General features: G+C 65.5%; 17 protein-coding genes. 11 read left to right on the forward strand and 6 right to left on the reverse strand.

Annotated features, from left to right (window positions below; translation table 11 throughout):
* Positions 1–88: 88 nt before the first annotated feature.
* The 3 genes from argH (at position 89) to lysA (ending at position 3,159) form a co-directional block, all read left to right on the forward strand.
* Positions 89–1,486: an argininosuccinate lyase gene (gene argH, locus QA645_RS04685; protein ID WP_283048516.1), complete on the forward strand. Its 1,398-nt coding sequence runs from the start codon at positions 89–91 to the stop codon at positions 1,484–1,486.
* A gap of 93 nt (positions 1,487–1,579) precedes the next feature.
* Complete coding sequence (locus QA645_RS04690) at positions 1,580–1,870, forward strand: lipoprotein (RefSeq protein ID WP_254134669.1); 291 nt, start codon at positions 1,580–1,582, stop codon at positions 1,868–1,870.
* A gap of 23 nt (positions 1,871–1,893) precedes the next feature.
* Complete coding sequence (lysA, locus tag QA645_RS04695) at positions 1,894–3,159, forward strand: diaminopimelate decarboxylase (RefSeq protein WP_254195811.1); 1,266 nt, start codon at positions 1,894–1,896, stop codon at positions 3,157–3,159.
* A 39-nt stretch (positions 3,160–3,198) separates the two neighbouring features.
* On the opposite strand, the gene QA645_RS04700 is transcribed toward lysA, so the two are convergent.
* From QA645_RS04700 to QA645_RS04710, 3 genes are all read right to left on the reverse strand, one after another.
* Entirely contained in the window at positions 3,199–4,932 is a 1,734-nt protein-coding gene (locus QA645_RS04700) for a tannase/feruloyl esterase family alpha/beta hydrolase (protein WP_283048518.1), read from the reverse strand.
* 311 nt (positions 4,933–5,243) lie between these two features.
* A complete protein-coding gene (locus QA645_RS04705) occupies positions 5,244–6,152 on the reverse strand; it encodes an NAD(P)-dependent oxidoreductase (RefSeq protein ID WP_283048519.1) in 909 nt (302 codons plus the stop codon).
* Positions 6,153–6,353: 201 nt separating this feature from the next.
* The gene (locus QA645_RS04710) at positions 6,354–6,737 is read right to left on the reverse strand and encodes a carboxymuconolactone decarboxylase family protein (protein ID WP_014491654.1); all 384 of its coding nucleotides are present in this window, start codon (positions 6,735–6,737) and stop codon (positions 6,354–6,356) included.
* A gap of 181 nt (positions 6,738–6,918) precedes the next feature.
* On the opposite strand from QA645_RS04710, the gene QA645_RS04715 reads away from it, so the two are divergent.
* Positions 6,919–9,528, forward strand: coding sequence for a TIGR02302 family protein (locus tag QA645_RS04715; protein ID WP_283048521.1), 2,610 nt, complete (start codon positions 6,919–6,921; stop codon positions 9,526–9,528).
* 210 nt (positions 9,529–9,738) lie between these two features.
* Here the strand turns inward: QA645_RS04715 and QA645_RS04720 are convergent, their stop codons facing one another.
* Positions 9,739–10,113: a response regulator gene (locus tag QA645_RS04720; protein WP_027530607.1), complete on the reverse strand. Its 375-nt coding sequence runs from the start codon at positions 10,111–10,113 to the stop codon at positions 9,739–9,741.
* Positions 10,114–10,147: 34 nt separating this feature from the next.
* On the reverse strand, positions 10,148–11,023 hold the full coding sequence (locus tag QA645_RS04725; protein ID WP_283048525.1) for an MJ0042-type zinc finger domain-containing protein: 876 nt from the start codon (positions 11,021–11,023) through the stop codon (positions 10,148–10,150).
* Positions 11,024–11,184: 161 nt separating this feature from the next.
* Between QA645_RS04725 and ftsE the strand changes: the two genes are divergently transcribed.
* From ftsE to QA645_RS04745, 4 genes are all read left to right on the forward strand, one after another.
* Positions 11,185–11,844 (forward strand): cell division ATP-binding protein FtsE, encoded by a 660-nt coding sequence (gene ftsE, locus QA645_RS04730; RefSeq protein ID WP_057746699.1) that lies wholly within the window; start codon positions 11,185–11,187, stop codon positions 11,842–11,844.
* Positions 11,837–12,805, forward strand: coding sequence for an ABC transporter permease (locus QA645_RS04735; RefSeq protein ID WP_254134663.1), 969 nt, complete (start codon positions 11,837–11,839; stop codon positions 12,803–12,805). The genes ftsE and QA645_RS04735 overlap by 8 nt, the downstream gene beginning before the upstream one ends.
* A 71-nt stretch (positions 12,806–12,876) precedes the next feature.
* Positions 12,877–13,581 carry a YdcF family protein gene (locus QA645_RS04740; RefSeq protein WP_283048529.1) on the forward strand — a complete coding sequence of 235 codons (705 nt, stop codon included), beginning with the start codon at positions 12,877–12,879 and terminating at the stop codon, positions 13,579–13,581.
* 11 nt (positions 13,582–13,592) lie between these two features.
* A complete protein-coding gene (locus QA645_RS04745) occupies positions 13,593–14,366 on the forward strand; it encodes a lysophospholipid acyltransferase family protein (protein WP_283048531.1) in 774 nt (257 codons plus the stop codon).
* Here QA645_RS04745 and QA645_RS04750 read toward each other — a convergent pair.
* Positions 14,363–14,962: a gamma-glutamylcyclotransferase gene (locus tag QA645_RS04750; RefSeq protein WP_283048533.1), complete on the reverse strand. Its 600-nt coding sequence runs from the start codon at positions 14,960–14,962 to the stop codon at positions 14,363–14,365. The two genes, QA645_RS04745 and QA645_RS04750, sit on opposite strands and share 4 nt — an antisense overlap.
* Positions 14,963–15,072: 110 nt before the next feature.
* Between QA645_RS04750 and QA645_RS04755 the strand changes: the two genes are divergently transcribed.
* The 3 genes from QA645_RS04755 to QA645_RS04765 all read left to right on the forward strand — a co-directional run bounded on the left by QA645_RS04755 (position 15,073) and on the right by QA645_RS04765 (position 18,473).
* Entirely contained in the window at positions 15,073–16,257 is a 1,185-nt protein-coding gene (locus QA645_RS04755; RefSeq protein ID WP_254195804.1) for a DUF2125 domain-containing protein, read from the forward strand.
* 139 nt (positions 16,258–16,396) lie between these two features.
* Complete coding sequence (locus tag QA645_RS04760; RefSeq protein WP_283048535.1) at positions 16,397–16,618, forward strand: hypothetical protein; 222 nt, start codon at positions 16,397–16,399, stop codon at positions 16,616–16,618.
* Between the two features lie 277 nt (positions 16,619–16,895).
* Positions 16,896–18,473: a hypothetical protein gene (locus QA645_RS04765; protein ID WP_283048537.1), complete on the forward strand. Its 1,578-nt coding sequence runs from the start codon at positions 16,896–16,898 to the stop codon at positions 18,471–18,473.
* Positions 18,474–18,482: the final 9 nt, after the last annotated feature.

The raw sequence follows: 18,482 nt of genomic DNA on the forward strand, positions 1-18,482 counted from the left end.
CGGTCGCAGATATGGCTATCAGAGGCCTCTTAATACGGCTGGCCTCCACCAGCAAACATGCGGCAAAGCAAGGCGTGAGCAGGGGATCATGAGCAACAAGATGTGGGGCGGCCGGTTCTCGGAACGTCCCGATGAGATCATGGAAGAGATCAACGTCTCCATCGACGTCGATCGTCACCTCTTTGCCCAGGACATTGCCGCGTCCAAGGCCCACGCCGCGATGCTTGCCAGCCAGGGCATCATCACGGCCTCTGATGCGAAAAATATCGGCAAGGGTCTAGACACGATTTTGTCAGAGATCGGCAAGGGCGGCTTCGAATTCAAGCGCGCGCTCGAGGACATTCACATGAATGTCGAGAGCCGCCTGTCGGAGCTGATCGGCCCCGCCGCCGGCCGCCTGCACACCGCGCGCTCGCGTAACGACCAGGTCGCGACCGACTTCCGTCTCTATGTCCGCGACATCGTCGACGAGACCGATGCCGCGCTCGCCGCGTTCCAGCAGGCGCTGGTGGAACGCGCGCTGGAGCATGCGGGAACGGTGATGCCGGGCTTCACGCATCTGCAGACCGCGCAGCCCGTGACGTTCGGCCACCATCTGCTCGCCTATGTCGAGATGGCTGCGCGCGATCGCGGCCGTTTCCAGGATGCGCGCAAGCGGCTCAACGAATCCCCGCTCGGCGCCGCTGCGCTCGCCGGTACCTCGTTCCCGATCGATCGTCACGCCACTGCAAAGGCGCTCGCCTTCGACCGTCCGATGGCGAACTCGCTCGATGCGGTCTCCGACCGCGACTTCGTGCTGGAGACATTGTCGGCCGCCTCGATCTGCGCCGTGCACATGTCGCGCTTCGCCGAGGAGATCGTGATCTGGACCTCGCCGCTGGTCGGCATGATCCGCCTCAGCGACAAGTTCACCACCGGCTCCTCGATCATGCCGCAGAAGCGCAATCCGGATGCCGCCGAGCTGGTGCGCGCCAAGACCGGCCGCGTCATCGGTGCGCTCAACGGTCTCCTGATCGTGATGAAGGGCCTGCCGCTCGCCTATCAAAAGGACATGCAGGAGGACAAGCAGGGCGCGATGGAGGGCTTTGCCGCGCTGTCGCTGGCGATCCGCGCCATGACCGGCATGGTCCGCGATCTCGTGCCCGACGAAGCCAAGATGAAAGCGGCTGCCGGCGAGGGCTATGCCACCGCGACGGACCTCGCCGACTGGCTGGTCCGGACGCTGAAGATGCCGTTCCGCGACGCCCACCACGTCACCGGCCGCATCGTGGCCAAGGCCGCCGAGGGCGGCGTGGCGCTGCACGAGCTGCCGCTGAAGGAGATGCAGGCGATCGAGCCGAAGATCACCAAGGACGTGCTCGGTGTGCTCTCGGTCGAATCGTCGGTGAAGAGCCGCACCAGCTTCGGCGGCACCGCGCCAAAGAACGTGACGTCGCAGGCCAAGGCCTGGGCGAAGCGGTTGGAAAAAGAGCGAAAATTGGGCTGAAGGCAAAATTTCGCTTATGTTTCATGGTCATCCGGCTCTCGCCAGAGCGCGCCAATCTCTGTATGGTGCGGCCCGCGTAGTGGGGATTTCGTCGTGACGTCAAAGTTTCGCCCGGCCGGCTCGGGGTGGGCCATCATTGTCTTGAGCCTGAGCGCGCTTGCGCTCGCCGGCTGCGGCCGCAAGGGTCCGCTCGATCTGCCGCCGACCGCCTCCAACGCGTCCACGGCCAACATCGCTGCGCCCACCGACACCGAGACCGAAGCCCAGAAAACGCCGAGCGTGTTCAATCCGACCTATGGCGCGGATGCCCCTCCGGCGGCGACCAAGGGCAAGAAGAAACCGTTTATCCTCGACCCGCTCCTGGACGAAAAGCCCAGCCGATAGGCTGGGGCAACTGAGCCAACGCCATGAACCATTTCGACTATCGCAACGGCGTGCTGCACGCCGAGGCGGTGAACCTGTCCGAGCTGGCCGCGACCGTCGGCACGCCGTTCTATTGCTATTCGACCGCCACGCTCGAGCGGCACTATCGCGTCTTCGCCGATGCCTTTGCCGGCGAGAAGGTGCTGGTCTGCTACGCCATGAAGGCGAACTCGAACCAGTCGGTGCTGCGCACGCTGGCGAAGCTCGGCGCCGGCGCCGACGTCGTCTCCGGCGGTGAATTGAAGCGTGCGCTGGCCGCCGGAATTCCCGCCAGCAAGATCGTGTTCTCCGGTGTCGGCAAGACCGAGACCGAGCTGCGCGCCGCCTTGGCCTCCGACATCCTCTGTCTCAACGTCGAATCCGAGCCCGAGCTCGAATTGCTGTCGCGCCTCGCGACCGAGACGGGCAAGACCGCGCGGATCTCCATCCGCGTCAATCCGGACGTCGATGCCGGGACGCACGCAAAAATCTCGACCGGCAAGTCCGAAAACAAGTTCGGCATTCCGATCGTCCACGCCCGAGAGGTTTACGCGCGGGCTGCGAAGCTGCCCGGCATCGAGGTGACCGGCACCGACGTGCATATCGGCAGCCAGATCACCGATCTCTCCAAGATGGAGACCGCGTTCCGCATCCTGTCCGAATTCGTGCAGACGCTGCGTTCCGACGGTCACAACATCAGCCACGTCGATTTCGGCGGCGGGCTCGGCATTCCCTATTACATGGACCGCGAAGCGCCGCCGGCGCCTGACGCCTATGCCGCGATGGTCAAGCGCGTCAGCCACAATCTCGGCTGCACGCTGATGTTCGAGCCGGGCCGCATGATCGTCGGCAATGCCGGCATCCTGGTCGCCAAGGTGATCTATGTGAAGCACGGCGACGGCAAGAACTTCGTCATCATCGACGCTGCGATGAACGACCTGATCCGCCCGACGCTGTACGAGGCGCATCACGACATCCTGCCGGTGACGGAGCCGGCGAAGGGTGCGGCGACCATCATGGCCGACGTCGTCGGTCCCGTCTGCGAGACCGGCGACTACCTCGCTCTGGACCGCACCTTGCCGACGCCGAAGCCGGGCGATCTCATCGCCATCATGACCGCGGGCGCCTATGGCGCCGTGCAGGCCGGCACCTATAACACCCGGCCACTGGTGCCGGAGGTGCTGGTGAAGGGCGATCAATACGCGGTCGTGCGCCCGCGCATCGAGGTCGAGCAGCTCATCGCGATGGACACGCCGGCGCCGTGGCTGTGAGACGCCGGCGAGGTTGGACTCGCCGGCGCTGCCTGTTGTTCACGGCCCGTATTTCGGAGCCGGCTTCTGGTTGAAGTCGTTCTCGTCGGTGACGCAGGTGAAGCTCGCCGCGACGTTGGTGTCGCCGCTGCCGTTGTATCTCGCGACCTTGGGAAAGACGCAGAGTGGCCGGGTCATCTGAACCGCGGGCGGCGTATCGGCCACGAATTTCGTGGCGAGGATCGTCTCCGGCGCGACGCCGGCCTCGACCCATTTGACCAGTGGTGTGAGCGCATCGAACGTGTTGGGGCCGGGGCCACCGGAACAGTGGTACAGCCCGGGCACCATGAACAGGCGCGCGTAGCTCTGGGTCCGTCGCAGCGCCGGATTGCCGTTGCCGTGGTCGAAGAAGCCGACCGGTTGGGCGCTCTGGCCTTCATTTCCCACCAGCGCCAGGAAGTAGTTGATGCTGCTCTGCGACGGGATCAGCGGGTCGGCCCAGCCATGGTACATCAGCAGCTTGCCGCCATGCCCCCTGAATTCGCTGAGATCGGTGCTGGTCGCGTTGAGCACCGCGGCGAGTTGGTCGTCGACCTTGTCGATGTCGCGGTGGAAATCGAAATTGGAAAAATTGGTCGCGCTTGCGGGGTAACCGAAGCTCGGGCCGAACACCCAGTAGAACAACCCGTCGAAGCCCGGCTCGGGCAGTCGCTCCTGGAACGCCAGGCCAAGCGCAAGGATGTCGTCGGTCTCGTTGCCGCGCTCGGAGCCCGGATTGACGAGCTGTCCGTTCACCGGGTCGATCGTACCGGCGTAATAGCGCTGCATGGTGGTGACCTGATCGGAGGTCAGGCAGGCCGGCGGCGCGTTGCCGCCGGTGCACTGCAGGACCTTCGGATCGAAATGACAGTCGCGCGGATCGGTCAGGAACTGATCGGTCTTGGCGCCGCCATCCTGGCCGACGCATTGCTTGAGCACGGCCTGGTTGATCAGCGTCATCTGTCCGGTCTGGATGAACCGGCCGGGGCTCGCATGCGTGTTCTGCCAGCCATAGAGCCCCGCCATGTGCAGGTGGGTGCGGTTGAAGGCGGCGGCGCCGGCGAGGATGCCGTCATAGTCGTTGGGGAAGCGCTGCGCCTCCATCAGGGCGTTCTGGCCGCCGGTGGAGCAGCCGGCGAAATAGGCCCGCTGCGATCGATGGCCGTAAAACGCGCTGACGATCTCCTTGCCGCGTTCGGTCATCAGATGGATCGCGCGGTAGCCGAAATCCTTGATCCGCTCGGGATGTCCGAACAGGCCCGTCGACGGCGCCGTCGGATCGCCGAAGTCGATCGCGAGCGGATTGCCCATGTTGCCGGCCGAGCCGCAGAACAGCGGGTTGCATCCCGACGATCCCGTGCCGAGGTCGCTGTTGGTCGCGGCAAAGCCGCCCTGGATACCAAGGGCGAGCTCGTTGTAGGTGATCACGCCCTGGAAGCCGCCGCCGCCGGTGCCGAGGAACCTGCCGTTCCAATTCGTCTCGGGCAGCCAGACCTCGATCTTGATGGCGGAGTCCGAGCTGGGGATCAGGGTTGCTGTGACGCGGCAGAATGCGGGAAGGCCGGTGATCGGGCACGAGCCAGGCGGGACGAAGGTGCCGGTGGTGTTGTCGTCCGCCGAATTGATCACCGTGTGCTGGAGTTGCAAGGATCGAAGATTGGTGCACGCCGTCGCCATGGCGGGCGAAGTACCGAATGCGACACAGGCAAACAGGGCCGTGGTCGCACCGACAAGTAAGTGTCGATGACGCTTCATTCCGTCCTCCCTGATTTTTTTCCGTCGTGTAGGGCGGACAGGATAACTTACGAAGATTACAACTCAAGGGTGAATTAGGGTGTCGCGAAGTGGTCGACGACTTCGCGCGTCGGTTGCGAGGACGCGAGCGGTGATGAGGTGTGATGCCAGTTCAATCAACTCGCTGTCGTCCCCGCGAACGCGGGGACCGATAACCCCAGGGAGGCCTGTGGGGCAAAGCTCCCATTCCGAGTCTTCGCCAAACATCTCCCTGTGGGTATGGTCCCGGATCGGCGCTTCGCTTGTCCGGGACGACAGCGGAGAAGGTGGCGCTATTTCCCCGCCAACCCGCCGGTCTTGCCGCCGACCACGACGCCGGCCTTCTTCTCGATCGGCTTGATCGCCGCGGTGAAATCGGATTCGGCGCCTTCCGCGCTGATCACCGTCTCCCACAGGCGGCCGACGGCATCCGCGACCTCCATCGACAGGCCGAGCTGCTTCATCTCCTCCAGCGCCAGCCGCACATCCTTCACCATCAGTCCCGTCGCGAAGCCGAAGTCGAAGGTCCGCGGCAGCACCGAGCGCGGAAACTTGTCGCGGCTCGCGGTGTTCATGCCCGAGCCCGAATTGATGACGTCGATCATCACGGCGGGATCGAGCCCGGCCTTCACGCCCATCACCACGGCTTCCGAGGTCGCCACGATCGCGGTCGCCGAGAGGAAATTGTTGGCGAGCTTCATGGTCTGCGCCGCACCGGGCTTCTCGCCGATGAAGAACACCTTTCCGATCACGTCGAGCGCGGGCTTCAACAGCTCGAACTCCGCCTTCGGCCCCGAGACCATCACCGCCAGCGTGCCCTTCTCGGCGCCGCCGACGCCACCGGACACGGGGCAGTCGATCTGCACGATGTTGCGCTGGGCCAGCAGGCGGTGAATCTTCGCAGCCATCTGCGAGCCGACGGTCGACAGATCGATGAAGCGCTTGGCGCGGCTCCCCGCGATCACGCCGTTCGCGCCGGTCGCAACCTCGAGCGAGGCCTGCAGCGACGGCAGGCTCGCCATCACGGTCTCGACCTTGTCGGCAACGTCCTTCGGCGACGTCGCAGCGATGGCACCGCGCGCGACCAACTGGTCGACGGCTTCCTTGCGGGTGTCGAACACGACGAGCTTGTGCCCGGCCTCGACCAGCCGCCGCGCCATCGGGAAACCCATGTTTCCGAGGCCGATGAATCCGATGTCCATGGTGTTTCCTTTGTTTGATTCTTCGTTGTTGGAAGCGAGGTGCGCGCCCAATCCCCCGCTGTCGTCCCGGCGAAGGCCGGGACCCATAACCCCAGGGAGGAGTCGTTGTGTGATGGCGGTGACTCCGAGTCCCCATAGCCACATCCGACGGTGGTTATGGGTCCCGGCCTTCGCCGGGACGACGGTGAGAGGCTGATCCCCTCACGCCTTCCCGTCGATCTCCGCGAACACCTCGCGCGCGATGCGGAAGCTGTCGACGGCGGCGGGCATGCCGCCATAGATCGCGACCTGCATCAGGATCTCGCGGATCTCGTCGCGGCTGACGCCATTGGTGAGCGCGCCCTTCAGATGCGCGCGGAACTCGTGCTGGCGGTTGAGGATCGCGATCATCGCGATGTTGAGCATGCTGCGGGTCTTGCGCGGCAGCTCCTCGCGGCCCCACACCGTGCCCCAGCAATACTCGTTGAGCATCTCCTGGAACGGACGGTTGAAATCGTCGACGTTCTTCAGCGCGTTGTTGACATAGGCTTCGCCCAGCACCGCTTTGCGGACTTCCAGGCCCTTGTCGTGCATCTTCTTGTCCATGGCGTTTCCTCGACTTCCCTTGCATGTCCCGATGGAATTGCGCCGCGGAAACTACGGGGTTGCGCCGGGGCAGTCACGTCCTCGTGTTATGCGGGAAAAGGGGTGTCTCCCGTACAGGAACGGATGCCTCAGTGCTGCCGTTGTGGTACGCTCCACTCTGCCGGGTAACCTGGAGAGTTGATTGAACGGCGTCACCCCCGACCCGTCAGACCCGATCCGCGATGGCGATGCTCTGTCGCGGTTGAAGCTGGCGCAGGCCCTCGAGCGGTCCACTTATGCCATCGCGTGGGAGCGTGCCTGGCCCGGCTTGGCGCGTGTCCTCACTGTCGTCGGCCTGTTTCTGGTGGTGTCCTGGGCCGGACTCTGGCTGGCGCTGCCCTTCGTCGCCCGTGCCATCGGTCTCGTCATTTTCGCCGGCCTTGCGGCTGCCGCCCTGTTCCCCCTGATTCGGTTTCGCTGGCCGAGCCGCGAGGAGGCGCTCGCCCGGCTCGACCGCGGCTCGGGCATCCGTCATCGCCCGGCCACGACGCTCACGGACACGCTGACCTCGCAGGATCCGGTCGCGCAGGCGCTCTGGCAGGCGCAGCGCGAGCGCACGCTGGCCTCGCTCAAGCGCATCCGCGCCGGTTTGCCGCACCCGCGCCTCGCCATCCACGACCCCTGGGCGCTGCGTGCGCTGGTCATGGTGATGCTGGTCGCAACCTTCTTTGCCGCCGGCGACGAACGCACGATGCGGCTGGGTGCCGCCTTCGACTGGAACGGCGTGCTGGCGCCGGCCAATATCCGCGTCGACGCCTGGGTCACGCCGCCGCTCTACACCGGAAAGCCGCCGGTGATCCTGTCGGCCGCCAACAAGGAAGCCGCAGCGCTTCCGGCCTCCGGCCCGCTTCCCGTTCCCGCCGGCTCGACGCTGATCGTGCGCTCCTCCGGCGGCAGCCTGGATGTCGTTGTGTCCGGCGGCCTCAAGGAAGTTGCGCCGACCGAGGCCACGCCCAAGGGCACCAACGAGAAGCACTTCACCATCACCGGCGACGGCACGGCGCATGTCCGCGCTCCTTCGGGCCAGCCGCAATGGGCTTTTGCGGCGACGCCGGACCGGCCGCCGACGATCGCGCTGGCCAAGGATCCGGAGCGCCAGGCGCGCGGCGCGCTCCAGCTCGTCTACAAGATCGAGGACGATTACGGCGTCACCGGCGCCGAGGCGCAAGTCGCTCCGCGCTCCAGCGATGCCGGCAAGGACGGCGACGCCAAGACCGCCGCGCGGCCGCTGTTCCAGCCGCCGCAATTCCCGCTCGTGCTGCCGAATGCGCGGACCCGTAACGGTGTCGGCCAGACGGTGAAGGATCTCAGCGAGGATCCCTATGCTGGCGCCGATGTCACGCTGACGCTCTCCGCCAAGGACGAGGCCGGCAACGAGGCGAAGAGCGAGCCGTTCAACATGCGCTTGCCCGAGCGGCTCTTCACCAAGCCCCTGGCGCGCGCGCTGATCGAGCAGCGCCGCATCCTCGCGCTCGACGCCAACAAGAATTCCGACGTCTACACCGCGCTCGACGCGCTGATGATCGCGCCCGAGCTGTTCACGCAGGAGACCGGGCAATATCTCGGCCTCTATAGCGTCGCGCGCCAGCTCGAGGCCGCGCGCACGGATGATGCATTGCGCGAGGTCGTGGCGAGCCTGTGGGCGCTCGCCGTGACGATCGAGGACGGCAACATCTCCGACGTCGAGAAGGCATTGCGCGCGGCGCAGGATGCGCTGAAGCAGGCGCTGGAGCGCGGCGCCAGCGACGAGGAGATCAAGAAGCTCACGCAGGATCTGCGGGCGGCGCTCGACAATTTCATGCGCCAGCTCGCCGAGCAGTTCCGCAACAACAAGGACGCCCAGCAGCTCGCGCGTCCGCTCGATCCCAACACGAAAATCCTGCGCCAGCAGGACCTCCAGAACATGATCGACCGCATGGAGCGCCTGTCGCGCTCGGGCGACAAGGACGCGGCCAAGCAGCTGCTCGATCAGCTCCAGCAGATGCTGGAGGGCCTTCAGATGGCGCAGCCGGGACAGTCCGGCGAGAGCGACATGGAGCAGGCGCTCAACGAGCTCGGCGACATGATCCGCAAGCAGCAGCAATTGCGCGACAAGACCTACAAGCAGGGCCAGGACTCCCGGCGCGATCGCATGCGCGGCAAGCAGCAGCAGGGCGACCAGTCGATGTCGGACCTGCAGCAGGATCAGCAGGCGTTGCGCGACCGCTTGAAGAAGCTCCAGGACGAAATGGCCAAGCGCGGGCTCTCGCAGAAGGGCCAGAAAGGCCAGCCGGGACAGAAGGGCCAGCAGGGTCAGCAAGGCGACCAGGGCCAGGACGGCGATCAGGACGCCGACCAGGGCGATGATGACGGCGGGCTCGATTCCGCCGACAACGCCATGGGCGACGCGGGCTCGAAGCTCGGCGACGGCAATGCCGACGGCGCGGTGGATTCCCAGGGCAAGGCACTGGATGCGATGCGCAAGGGTGCGCAGAAGATGGCCGAGGCAATGCAGCAGGGCGACGGCGACGGCCAGGGCGACGGTCCCGGCAATCGCGCCGGGCGCCAGCAGAGCGGCGGCAACCAGACCGACCCGCTCGGCCGTCCGCTGCATGGCCGCGAATTCGGCGACGACTACACGGTCAAGATTCCCGGCGAGATCGACGTCCAGCGCGTCCGCCGCATCCTCGAAGAGCTCCGCCGTCGCCTCGGCGACCCCTCGCGGCCGCAGATCGAGCTCGATTACATCGAGCGGCTGCTGAAGGATTTTTGAGGTTCTGGTGAGTTAGCTGCGAAGTTGCCGCAATCTCAGTGTCGTCCCGGCGAAGGCCGGGACCCATACTCCCGGGAAGCAGTTCTTGCGCGAGCTGCTAACCAAGAGCCTTCGCCAAACCACTGCCTGTGGTTATGGGTCCCGGCCTTCGCCGGGACGACACCATTTGTGGGGAATCATGATTGCTTCACAACGGCAATGGCGCTGCCGCTACCCCTTCTTCGCCGCTAGCGCATCGGCCACCGCCGTGCGGATATCCGCGACCGAGAACGGCTTTGTCACGACGTCATGCACCAGCGCGTTGAGGTTCGAGGCGCGCTCGCGCTGGTCGGCAAAGCCCGTCATCAGCAAAATGGTCAACTGGGGAAAGTCACGCGCGGCGGAGAGTGCGAGCGCGATGCCGTCCATGACGGGCATCTGGATGTCGGTGAGCAACAGGTCGAACGCGCCGTCCTCGCGGGTCAGGATCTCGAGCGCTTCCGCGCCGTCCTGTGCGGTGACGGTCTCGTGGCCGTCCATGGCGATGGCGCGCGCCACCAACTGGCGCATCGAATCCTCGTCATCGGCGATCAACACTTTTGGCATGGGATCAACCCCGTGCGAACTCTACGAAGCCTGATTACACGCTGCCGCCGGCGATGTCGCGCCGGTTGAAGAAGCGAACGTCGATATTGCGGCCTTCCGGCGGCGGTGAGGCCAGGCGCGAGCGGAAGAAGGCGCGCTCGCCGGGTTGCAGCACGGTCTGCTCCAGCACCGAATTCCAGGCGTAGATCTCGGCGCCTTGCGCGTCGCGCACGGCAAAGCGCAGGCGCGGAATATCGAGCGGCTTCTTGCCCTGGCCGACAATCACGCCCTCGATCACCAGCACCTGCTTACCGTCCACGGTCTCGGTCGAGAGCTTGACGTCCTTGAAGGCCAGCCCGCGCAGGTTCACCTCCAGGCCGACCATCTTGTAGAACGCCGCGGTCTGCGGCAGCAGGCGGACCATGTCGCCGCGCCAGATCACCAGCGCCAGCACCAGCGCGCCCATGGCCGCGCAGGCGGTCGGCAGGCCAAAATAGGATTTGCGTCGGACCACGGCCGGGGCCGGGCGGCTGACCTTTGCCCCGCGCCGGCTGAACAGGCCGCGGAACCAGGATTGGTGCTGCACGCCGACGACGTCCTCCTCGGCGGCGCGGGCCGCTGCGGACCACTCGTCCTCGGGCTCGGCATTCTCGGTCGGCCAGTCGCTGGCAATCGAGGGGCTTTCGACCATCGGGGTTTCGGCAGCAGGGTCGTCCTTGGCATAGGAGTTCCACTGCTCGGCGAGGTCGGACTGGTCGTCAGCCTGGCTGGCTGCCGCCATCGCCGGCACGACGGCCTCCTCGATGGCATCCTCGGGATGCGCCATCCAGGTTTCCTTGCAGCGGGAGCAGCGGACCGTCCGCCCGTTGGCCCCAAGGCTCGCAAGCTTGATGGCGTAGGATGTCGTACAATGGGGACAGACGATATGCATGGACGGGCCTCGACGATAACCCGGTCGTGCGAAACCGGGCGGCCAGGATGCTACAAGGCGACCGTTAACGAACCGGAAACCATAACGGTCGCAAAACCCGTGGAACGTCTGTGGCGGTGCGTCGCGGTGCGGCTTGCGTCCTCTCTCGAACGGAGCTGAGCTTGGTTCGGTTCGAAAATGTCGGATTACGCTACGGTCTGGGGCCGGAGATCCTGCGCGATCTCAGTTTCCAGATCCCTGCGCATTCCTTCCAATTCCTCACCGGCCCGTCCGGCGCCGGCAAGACGTCATTGCTGCGCCTGTTGTTCCTGTCGCACCGGCCGACGCGTGGTCTCGTCAATCTGTTCGGTCACGACATCTCGACGCTCGGCAAGGATGAGATCGCCGATCTGCGCAAGCGCATCGGCATCGTGCTCCAGGATTTCCGCCTGCTCGACCACATGACGACTTACGAGAACGTGGCGCTGCCGTTCCGCGTCATGGGCCGCAGCGAATCCAGCTACCGCAAGGAGGTCATCGACCTCCTGCGCTGGGTCGGCCTCGGCGACCGCATGGATGCACTGCCGCCGATCCTGTCGGGCGGCGAGAAGCAGCGCGCGGCGATCGCGCGCGCGGTGATCTCGCGGCCGCAACTGCTGCTCGCGGACGAGCCGACCGGCAGCGTCGATCCGACGCTCGGGCGCCGTCTGCTGCGGCTCTTCATCGAGCTCAACAAGTCGGGTACGGCCGTCATTATCGCAACCCACGACATCGCGCTGATGGACCAGTACGAAGCGCGCCGCTTCGTGCTGCATCAGGGCCGGTTGCACGTCTATGAGTAAGACCGACGAGCGCGGCGTATTGGTCGATCTCGGACAGGAACGTCCGCAGCTCCCCGCCAAGGCGCGCAACATGTCGCCGATCGTGCCGCGCGCCTCGATCCATGGCCGCGCGCTGGTCGCCGTCGTCGCCATCATGACCTTCCTCGCCTCGATGACGACGGGCACGGTGCTGCTGGTCAGCGCGTCGGCTGCGGAATGGCAGTCCGATGTCGCGAGCGAGATCACCATCCAGGTTCGCCCGCAATCGGGCCGCGATATCGAGCGCGACACTGCCGCCGTCACCGAGGCGATGCGCGCGCAAGCCGGCATCGTCGAGGTCAAGCCGTTCACCAAGGACGAGAGCGGCAAGCTGCTCGAGCCCTGGCTCGGCACCGGGCTGTCGATGGACGATCTGCCGGTGCCGCGCATGATCATCGCGCGCGTGCAGCCGGGCACCGCGCTCGATCTCGGCGCCCTGCGCGCCCGCGTGACGCAGGTGGCACCGAGCGCCAGCGTCGACGATCATCGCGCGTGGATCGAACGGATGCGCTCGATGACCAATGCGACCGTGTTCGCCGGCATCGGCATCCTCGCGCTCGTCATCGTCGCGACCATCATCTCGGTCTCGTTCGCGACCCGCGGCGCGATGGCGGCGAACCGCCCGATCGTCGAGGTCCTGCATTTCGTCGGCGCCGGCGACCGCTACATTGCCAATCATTTCCTGCGGCACTTCCTCAGGCTCGGCCTCGAAGGCGGCGTCATCGGCGGCGGCGTCGCCATGCTGCTGTTCGGCTTCTCCGAGTCGATTGCCGGCTGGTTCTCCGGCACCCCGGTCGGCGACCAGTTCGCAGCCCTGCTCGGCACCTTCTCACTGCGGCCGTCCGGCTATGTCGTGCTCGCGGTGCAGGCCGTCCTGATCGGTGCCATCACAGCGGCCGCCTCGCGCCAGACCCTGTTCGCGACGCTGAATGACGTGGATTGAGCCCGTTAAACCGGACTCCACTTCGCCTCAAAACGTCCTAAAATAATCCGGGAAGGGATCACCGACATCATATGACCACGCCGACCGACGATCGATCGCCGAAACTGCCGCGCGGCTGGCTCCGCGCGACCGTCGTGTCGACGATCGCATTCGCCTTTGTCGGCGCGGCGGCGGGTTTCGTCGCGTTCCTGTCGCAATTGCGCGGCGCCGAGATGGCGCCCGACCGCAAGGCCGACGGCATCGTGGTGCTGACCGGCGGCTCCTCGCGGGTCTCGGATGCGATGGAGCTGCTGGCGGCCGGTTACGGCAAAAGGCTTCTGATCTCGGGTGTGCATCCGACCTCGACCGCGAGCGACATCTCCCGGACGCTGCCGGAGAACCAGTCCTTCATGACCTGCTGCGTCGATCTCGATCGTACTGCGCTGACGACCCGCGGCAACGCTGCGGAGGCGCGGCGCTGGGCCGACGGACGCGGCTTCAAGTCGCTGATCGTGGTGACCTCGAACTATCACATGCCGCGCGCGCTGGTGGAGTTCTCGCATGCGATGCCGGAGACCGCGCTGATCCCGTTCGCCGTGGTCGGCGACAAATGGCGCGAGGAACCGTGGTGGACCTCGGCCTCGACGCTGCGGCTGCTCCTGTCCGAATATGTCAAGTACATCGCCGCCGAGCTCAGGGTGCGGCTGGAAGATTTCGGCATTGACCTTTCCCCCGAAGTGTCGGAGCAGCCTGCGGGTCTGCAATCCAGGCGGCCGGCTACGGCGCAGGCCAATTGATCGGATTTTCGATGTTCCTGATTTTCGTGCGCTCGCTGCTGTTCAACGTGCTGTTCTACACCGTGCTGGTGTGCCTCGCGATCGTGGCGCTGCCGACCTTCGCATTGCCGCCGCGCGCGATGCTGACGGTCGCCGAATGGTGGGCGAAGGCGACGCTTTTCCTGATGCGCGTGGTCTGTAACATCAAAATTGAATTTCGTGGGGTCGAGAAGATCCCGCAGGGGCCGCTGGTGATCGTGGCGAAGCACCAGTCGTTCTGGGAAACGTTCGTGCTGCCGGGCTTCTTTCATCGCCCGATCTTCATCCTCAAGCGCCAGCTCATGCAGATCCCGGTGTTCGGCCAGTTCCTGGTCAAGACCGGGATGATCGCGATCGACCGCAATGCCGGCGTCAAGGCGCTGCTCGACATGACGCGGCGCGCGCGCGAGGCGGTGCGCGCAGGCGGCCAGCTCGTGATCTTTCCGGAAGGCACGCGCCGTGCGCCGGGGGCGCCGCCGGATTACAAGACCGGGTTTGCGCAGATCTATTCATCCTGCGGCGTGCAGTGCCTGCCGATCGCGCTCAATTCCGGCCTGTTCTGGCCGCGCCGGACGTTCATGCGCTATCCCGGCACGCTGGTGGTGGAGTTCCTCGATCCGTTGCCGCCGGGCCTGCCCAAGGATGAGTTTCTCACCCGCGTGCAGACGGCGATCGAGGATGCGACCGCTCGCCTCGTCGAGGCCGGCCGCAAGGAGCAGGAGCAATTGATCGGCAGCGCGCCGAGCTACGCGCCCTCGGAGAGCTAGCGGTTCTCTCGATCTTCCGCCGGATCCGGCGCGTGCGCACCATGCAGCATCGTCGCGAGCTGATGCAATTGCGTGTCGCGAAAGCCTTCGGCCTCGATCGCCTTGACGGTCGCCGTCACGTAGTCGCGGTTGGCGCCGGACTGGCCGTGACCCTGCAGCACATGGCGGTGCTGGTCGGCGAGCGACAGCCGGCCGGCGTACTGCACATGACCGCGGTCGACGACATAGGCGAGCGCCGAGACGCGCTCGCGCGCTTCGTTCTCCAGCCACACCGAGCGCATCACCTCGCGATAGACCGACGTCACCTGCTCGCGCGCCCGCAAGTAGGCGACCACGTCGGCACGGTTCTTTTCAGCGACACGGAAGGCGATGCCACGGCAGGCGCCGCCGCGGTCGAGCCCCAGCACCAGGCCCGGCTGCTCGGGCGTGCCGCGATGCACGAAGGAATAGACGCAGAGCGCGCGATGCTCGCCAACCAGCCGCGCCGGGACGCGCTCCTCGAATTCGAAGCCCGGCCGCCACATCAGCGATCCGTAGCCGAACACCCAGAGGTCGCCCTTGGCTGACGTGACGGTGGGAAGGGTGATTTCCGACATTTCGGGCACGGCTACCAGAACCGTGTCTCCAAGCGAAGCGAATTCTCGGCCTTTCGTCCGGGGCCAGCCTCGCTTACATTTGACAAAATCTGGGGTCAAAGGGTCGCCGCATGTCCGATATGACCATTGCCGCAGGCCGGCGCTCCCGTTGGGGCCTTTTCATTGCTCCCGTCCTCCTGTTGATCCTTGCGGCCGCCTGGAGCGGCTTCTGGTTCTATGCGGCCTCGCAGGCCGAGGTCGCGGCCGATGCCTGGCGCGCGCAGGAGGCCAAATCCGGCCGCATCTATGACTGCGCCAAGCGCTCGATTGCCGGCTTCCCGTTCCGCTTCGAGGTCCAGTGCTCCGGCGCCAGCGTCGCCCTGGTGTCACAGAATGCGAGCAAGACGCCGTTCACGGCCAAGCTCGACAACATTCTGGTTCTGGCGCAGGTCTACGATCCCAAGCACGTCATCGCCGAGTTTTCCGCGCCGGCAACATTGACCGACGGCGTCACGCAAAACACCTTCGTGGTGAACTGGAGCAATGGCCGCAGCAGTGTGGTTGGCTTGCCGGCCATCCCGGAACGCGCCTCCATCGTGTTCGACGATCCCAGCATCAACCGGCTCGATGGTTCGGTGCAGGTGCCGCTCGCGCGCGCCAAGCAGATTGAGCTGCATGGTCGCATCGCCGACGGATCGCCGGCCGATCACCCCGTGATCGAGACCGTGCTTCAGGTCGCGCAGGGCAGCATCCAGGGCGTGCACCCGCTGCTCGCCGAGCCGTTCGAAGCCGACACGCGTGCGAAGATCACCGGGCTCTCCGATCTCACCCCAAAACCCTGGCCGCAGCGCTTCCGCGAGATCCAGGCCGCCGGCGGCCATATCGAAATCGTGCAGTCGCGGATCCAGCAGGGCGAGATGATCGCAGTCGCGGCCGGCACGCTGGGCCTGTCGGCCAATGGCCGACTCGATGGCGAATTGCAGATGACCGTGACCGGTCTCGAACGCGTCATTCCGGCGCTCGGGATCGAGAAGATGCTGGAAGAGGGCGTACCGCAGGCGACGCTCGATCGCGTCGCCCCCGGCGTGAAGTCGAAGGACCTCAACAATCTCTTCGGCGCGCTCGACCGTGCCGTTCCCGGCCTCGGCAAGGTCATCAAGCAGAACGCCAACGCCGGCGTCGCCGCCGGCATCAACTCGATCGGCACCGAGAGCACCCTCGAGGGCAAGAAGGCCCGCAGCTTCCCGCTGAAATTCGTCGACGGCGCCGTGCTGCTCGGCCCGATCACGGTCGGCCAGATTCCGCCGCTGTACTAGCGGTCGTTGCTCTCACCGGCGACGTCACGGTCTCTTCGCTGGATCGTGATCGTCCGCCGGGAATGCGGAGCCGCCAAGCCCGGTCTCTCTCCATGTCGGCTGCCCGATGACGCGGGCCACCGAGGCAGGAGAGATACCCATGACGACGTCCAAGCTGTTCATTGCCGCCATCGCCATGTCGACCGCACTCGCGACGCCTGCCTTCGCGCAGTGGCGATCGCAGCAGCCGGCCGCCCACCAAGCCCAGTATCCGAACGGCGACCGCCATCTCGCGAGCGCTGCGCCGCGCGATGCGATGGCTTACGCGCCGTCTGCGAAATCACCGCGCCCCACGGTGATCCGCGCGACCAAGGGTCAATAGCCGCCATCCCCCTTGAGGCTTTGCGCGTCGCGGAGTTGGGCCCGGCCATGTCCCGGTCGGGCCCAATGCGCGTTGTGTCGTAAGCGCGGCAATCGCGCGTGCGGATCGGGGTAGCCACGAAAATATTCCGAACATGATCGTCAGGAAAACGTGATGCAGAAGATGCGCCTCGCCGAGAATAACAGCTCGCTCATTCGCATCACTCCACACCAGGGAAGCATGCACGCGCCGGGGGCGCAACCAACAGCACCTGCTTCCCATGTGGAGGGAGGCTTACGTGCGGATCATCACTCGCGGACTCATGCTGGGACTACTCGCTGCCTGTTCGGGACAGGCGCGTGCCGACGACAATGTCACAACCGAACTCCAGGCGCTGAAGGCGAAGCTGAAGGAGCTGCAGCAGAAGGTGGACTCGGAGGCACGTAAGACCCGTCAGGTCGAAGCCGTGCAGGCCAAGGCCATGCCGATGTCGGGGACCTACAAGGCGCTGCCCGTCGATGCCTGTGCGTCGGCGTCCGGCAAGATCTGCTACAAGGGCATCACGCTGACATTCGGCGGCTGGGTCGATCTCACCGGCATCTACCGCTCGCGCAACATCGCTTCCGATACCGGTTCGGTCTACAACTTCATTCCCTATCAGCAGGCTCACAATTTCTTTGTCCCGGAGACGCGGTTCTCCGCGCGCCAGAGCAGGTTCTCGGTGCTGGCTGAAGGCAACGCCGATCCCGATACGCATCTCGCCGGCTACGGCGAAATCGACTTCGAGGGCGCTGCGCAGACGGCGAGTTCAGTGGCGACCAACTCGTTCAATCCACGCATGCGACAGCTCAGCCTGGAGGTCTACCGCAGCGATCTCGGTTTCCATTTCCTCGCCGGGCAATCATGGTCGTTGAACTCGCCGAGCAAGGCGGGCATCGATCCACGCGGCGTCGATGCGCCCGGTGTGATCGATTTCGAATCCGTCCCGGGATTCATCTCCGCGCGGCAGCCAGGTTTGCGCGTCTGGCAGGACATCGGACCTGAGTTCAAGCTCGCTGCTTCCGTCGAGAATGCCCAGACGTCGTTCTTCGGCGGTAACGTCCCGGCAGTTGGCACGCCCGCCGTCGGGCCGCAGGGCGTGCTCAATCCGAACCTCCAGGTCAACCTGACCGGGCCAGGCGGCAGCTTCTTCAACAGCCTCAACAATGTAAGCCTCAACCAGGTACCTGACGTCACGGTCAAGGCGGCCTGGGACCCGCGGCTCGGGCCCTACAAGCTGCACGTCGAAGCCTGGGCGCTTTATCGCCAGCTGTTCGACCGTTTCAACGGCGCCAACCACACCTACGACACCGGCAGCTTCGGTGGTCACATCTTTGCCGAGCTGATTCCGAAAACACTCGACCTCCAGCTCTACGGCTCTCACGGTGTGCTCGGACGCTTTACGCAAACGCCGTTCCCCGACGCTGCGTTGGCGCAGGACGGGACGGTGCTGCCGCTAACGATCACGGCGGCCACGGTCGGCCTGGTCTGGCACGCGATGCCGACCCTCGATGTCTACAGCTACGCCGGTCTGGAAAAAGCCAAGGCCAACTTCGCCAATGTCGGAACGGTGCCGTTCGGCTACGGCAATCCGCTCTACAACAACACCGGCTGCTTCACCGAGAACACCCCGGCCGCGACCTGTAACGGCAACACCAAGGAAGTCCGGCAGATCACCGCCGGCATCTACGACACCATCTACCAGGGCAATTACGGCACGCTCAAAGCCGGCGTGCAGTATTCGTACACGCAGCGGTTTGCCTTTGCCGGTGTCGGCGGCGCGCCCAAGACCGACGACAACATCGTCATGACGCAGGTCCGGTACTACCCGTTCTAATCACCAGAG

The sequence above is a fragment of the Bradyrhizobium sp. CIAT3101 genome, from assembly GCF_029714945.1.
Taxonomy (GTDB): domain Bacteria; phylum Pseudomonadota; class Alphaproteobacteria; order Rhizobiales; family Xanthobacteraceae; genus Bradyrhizobium.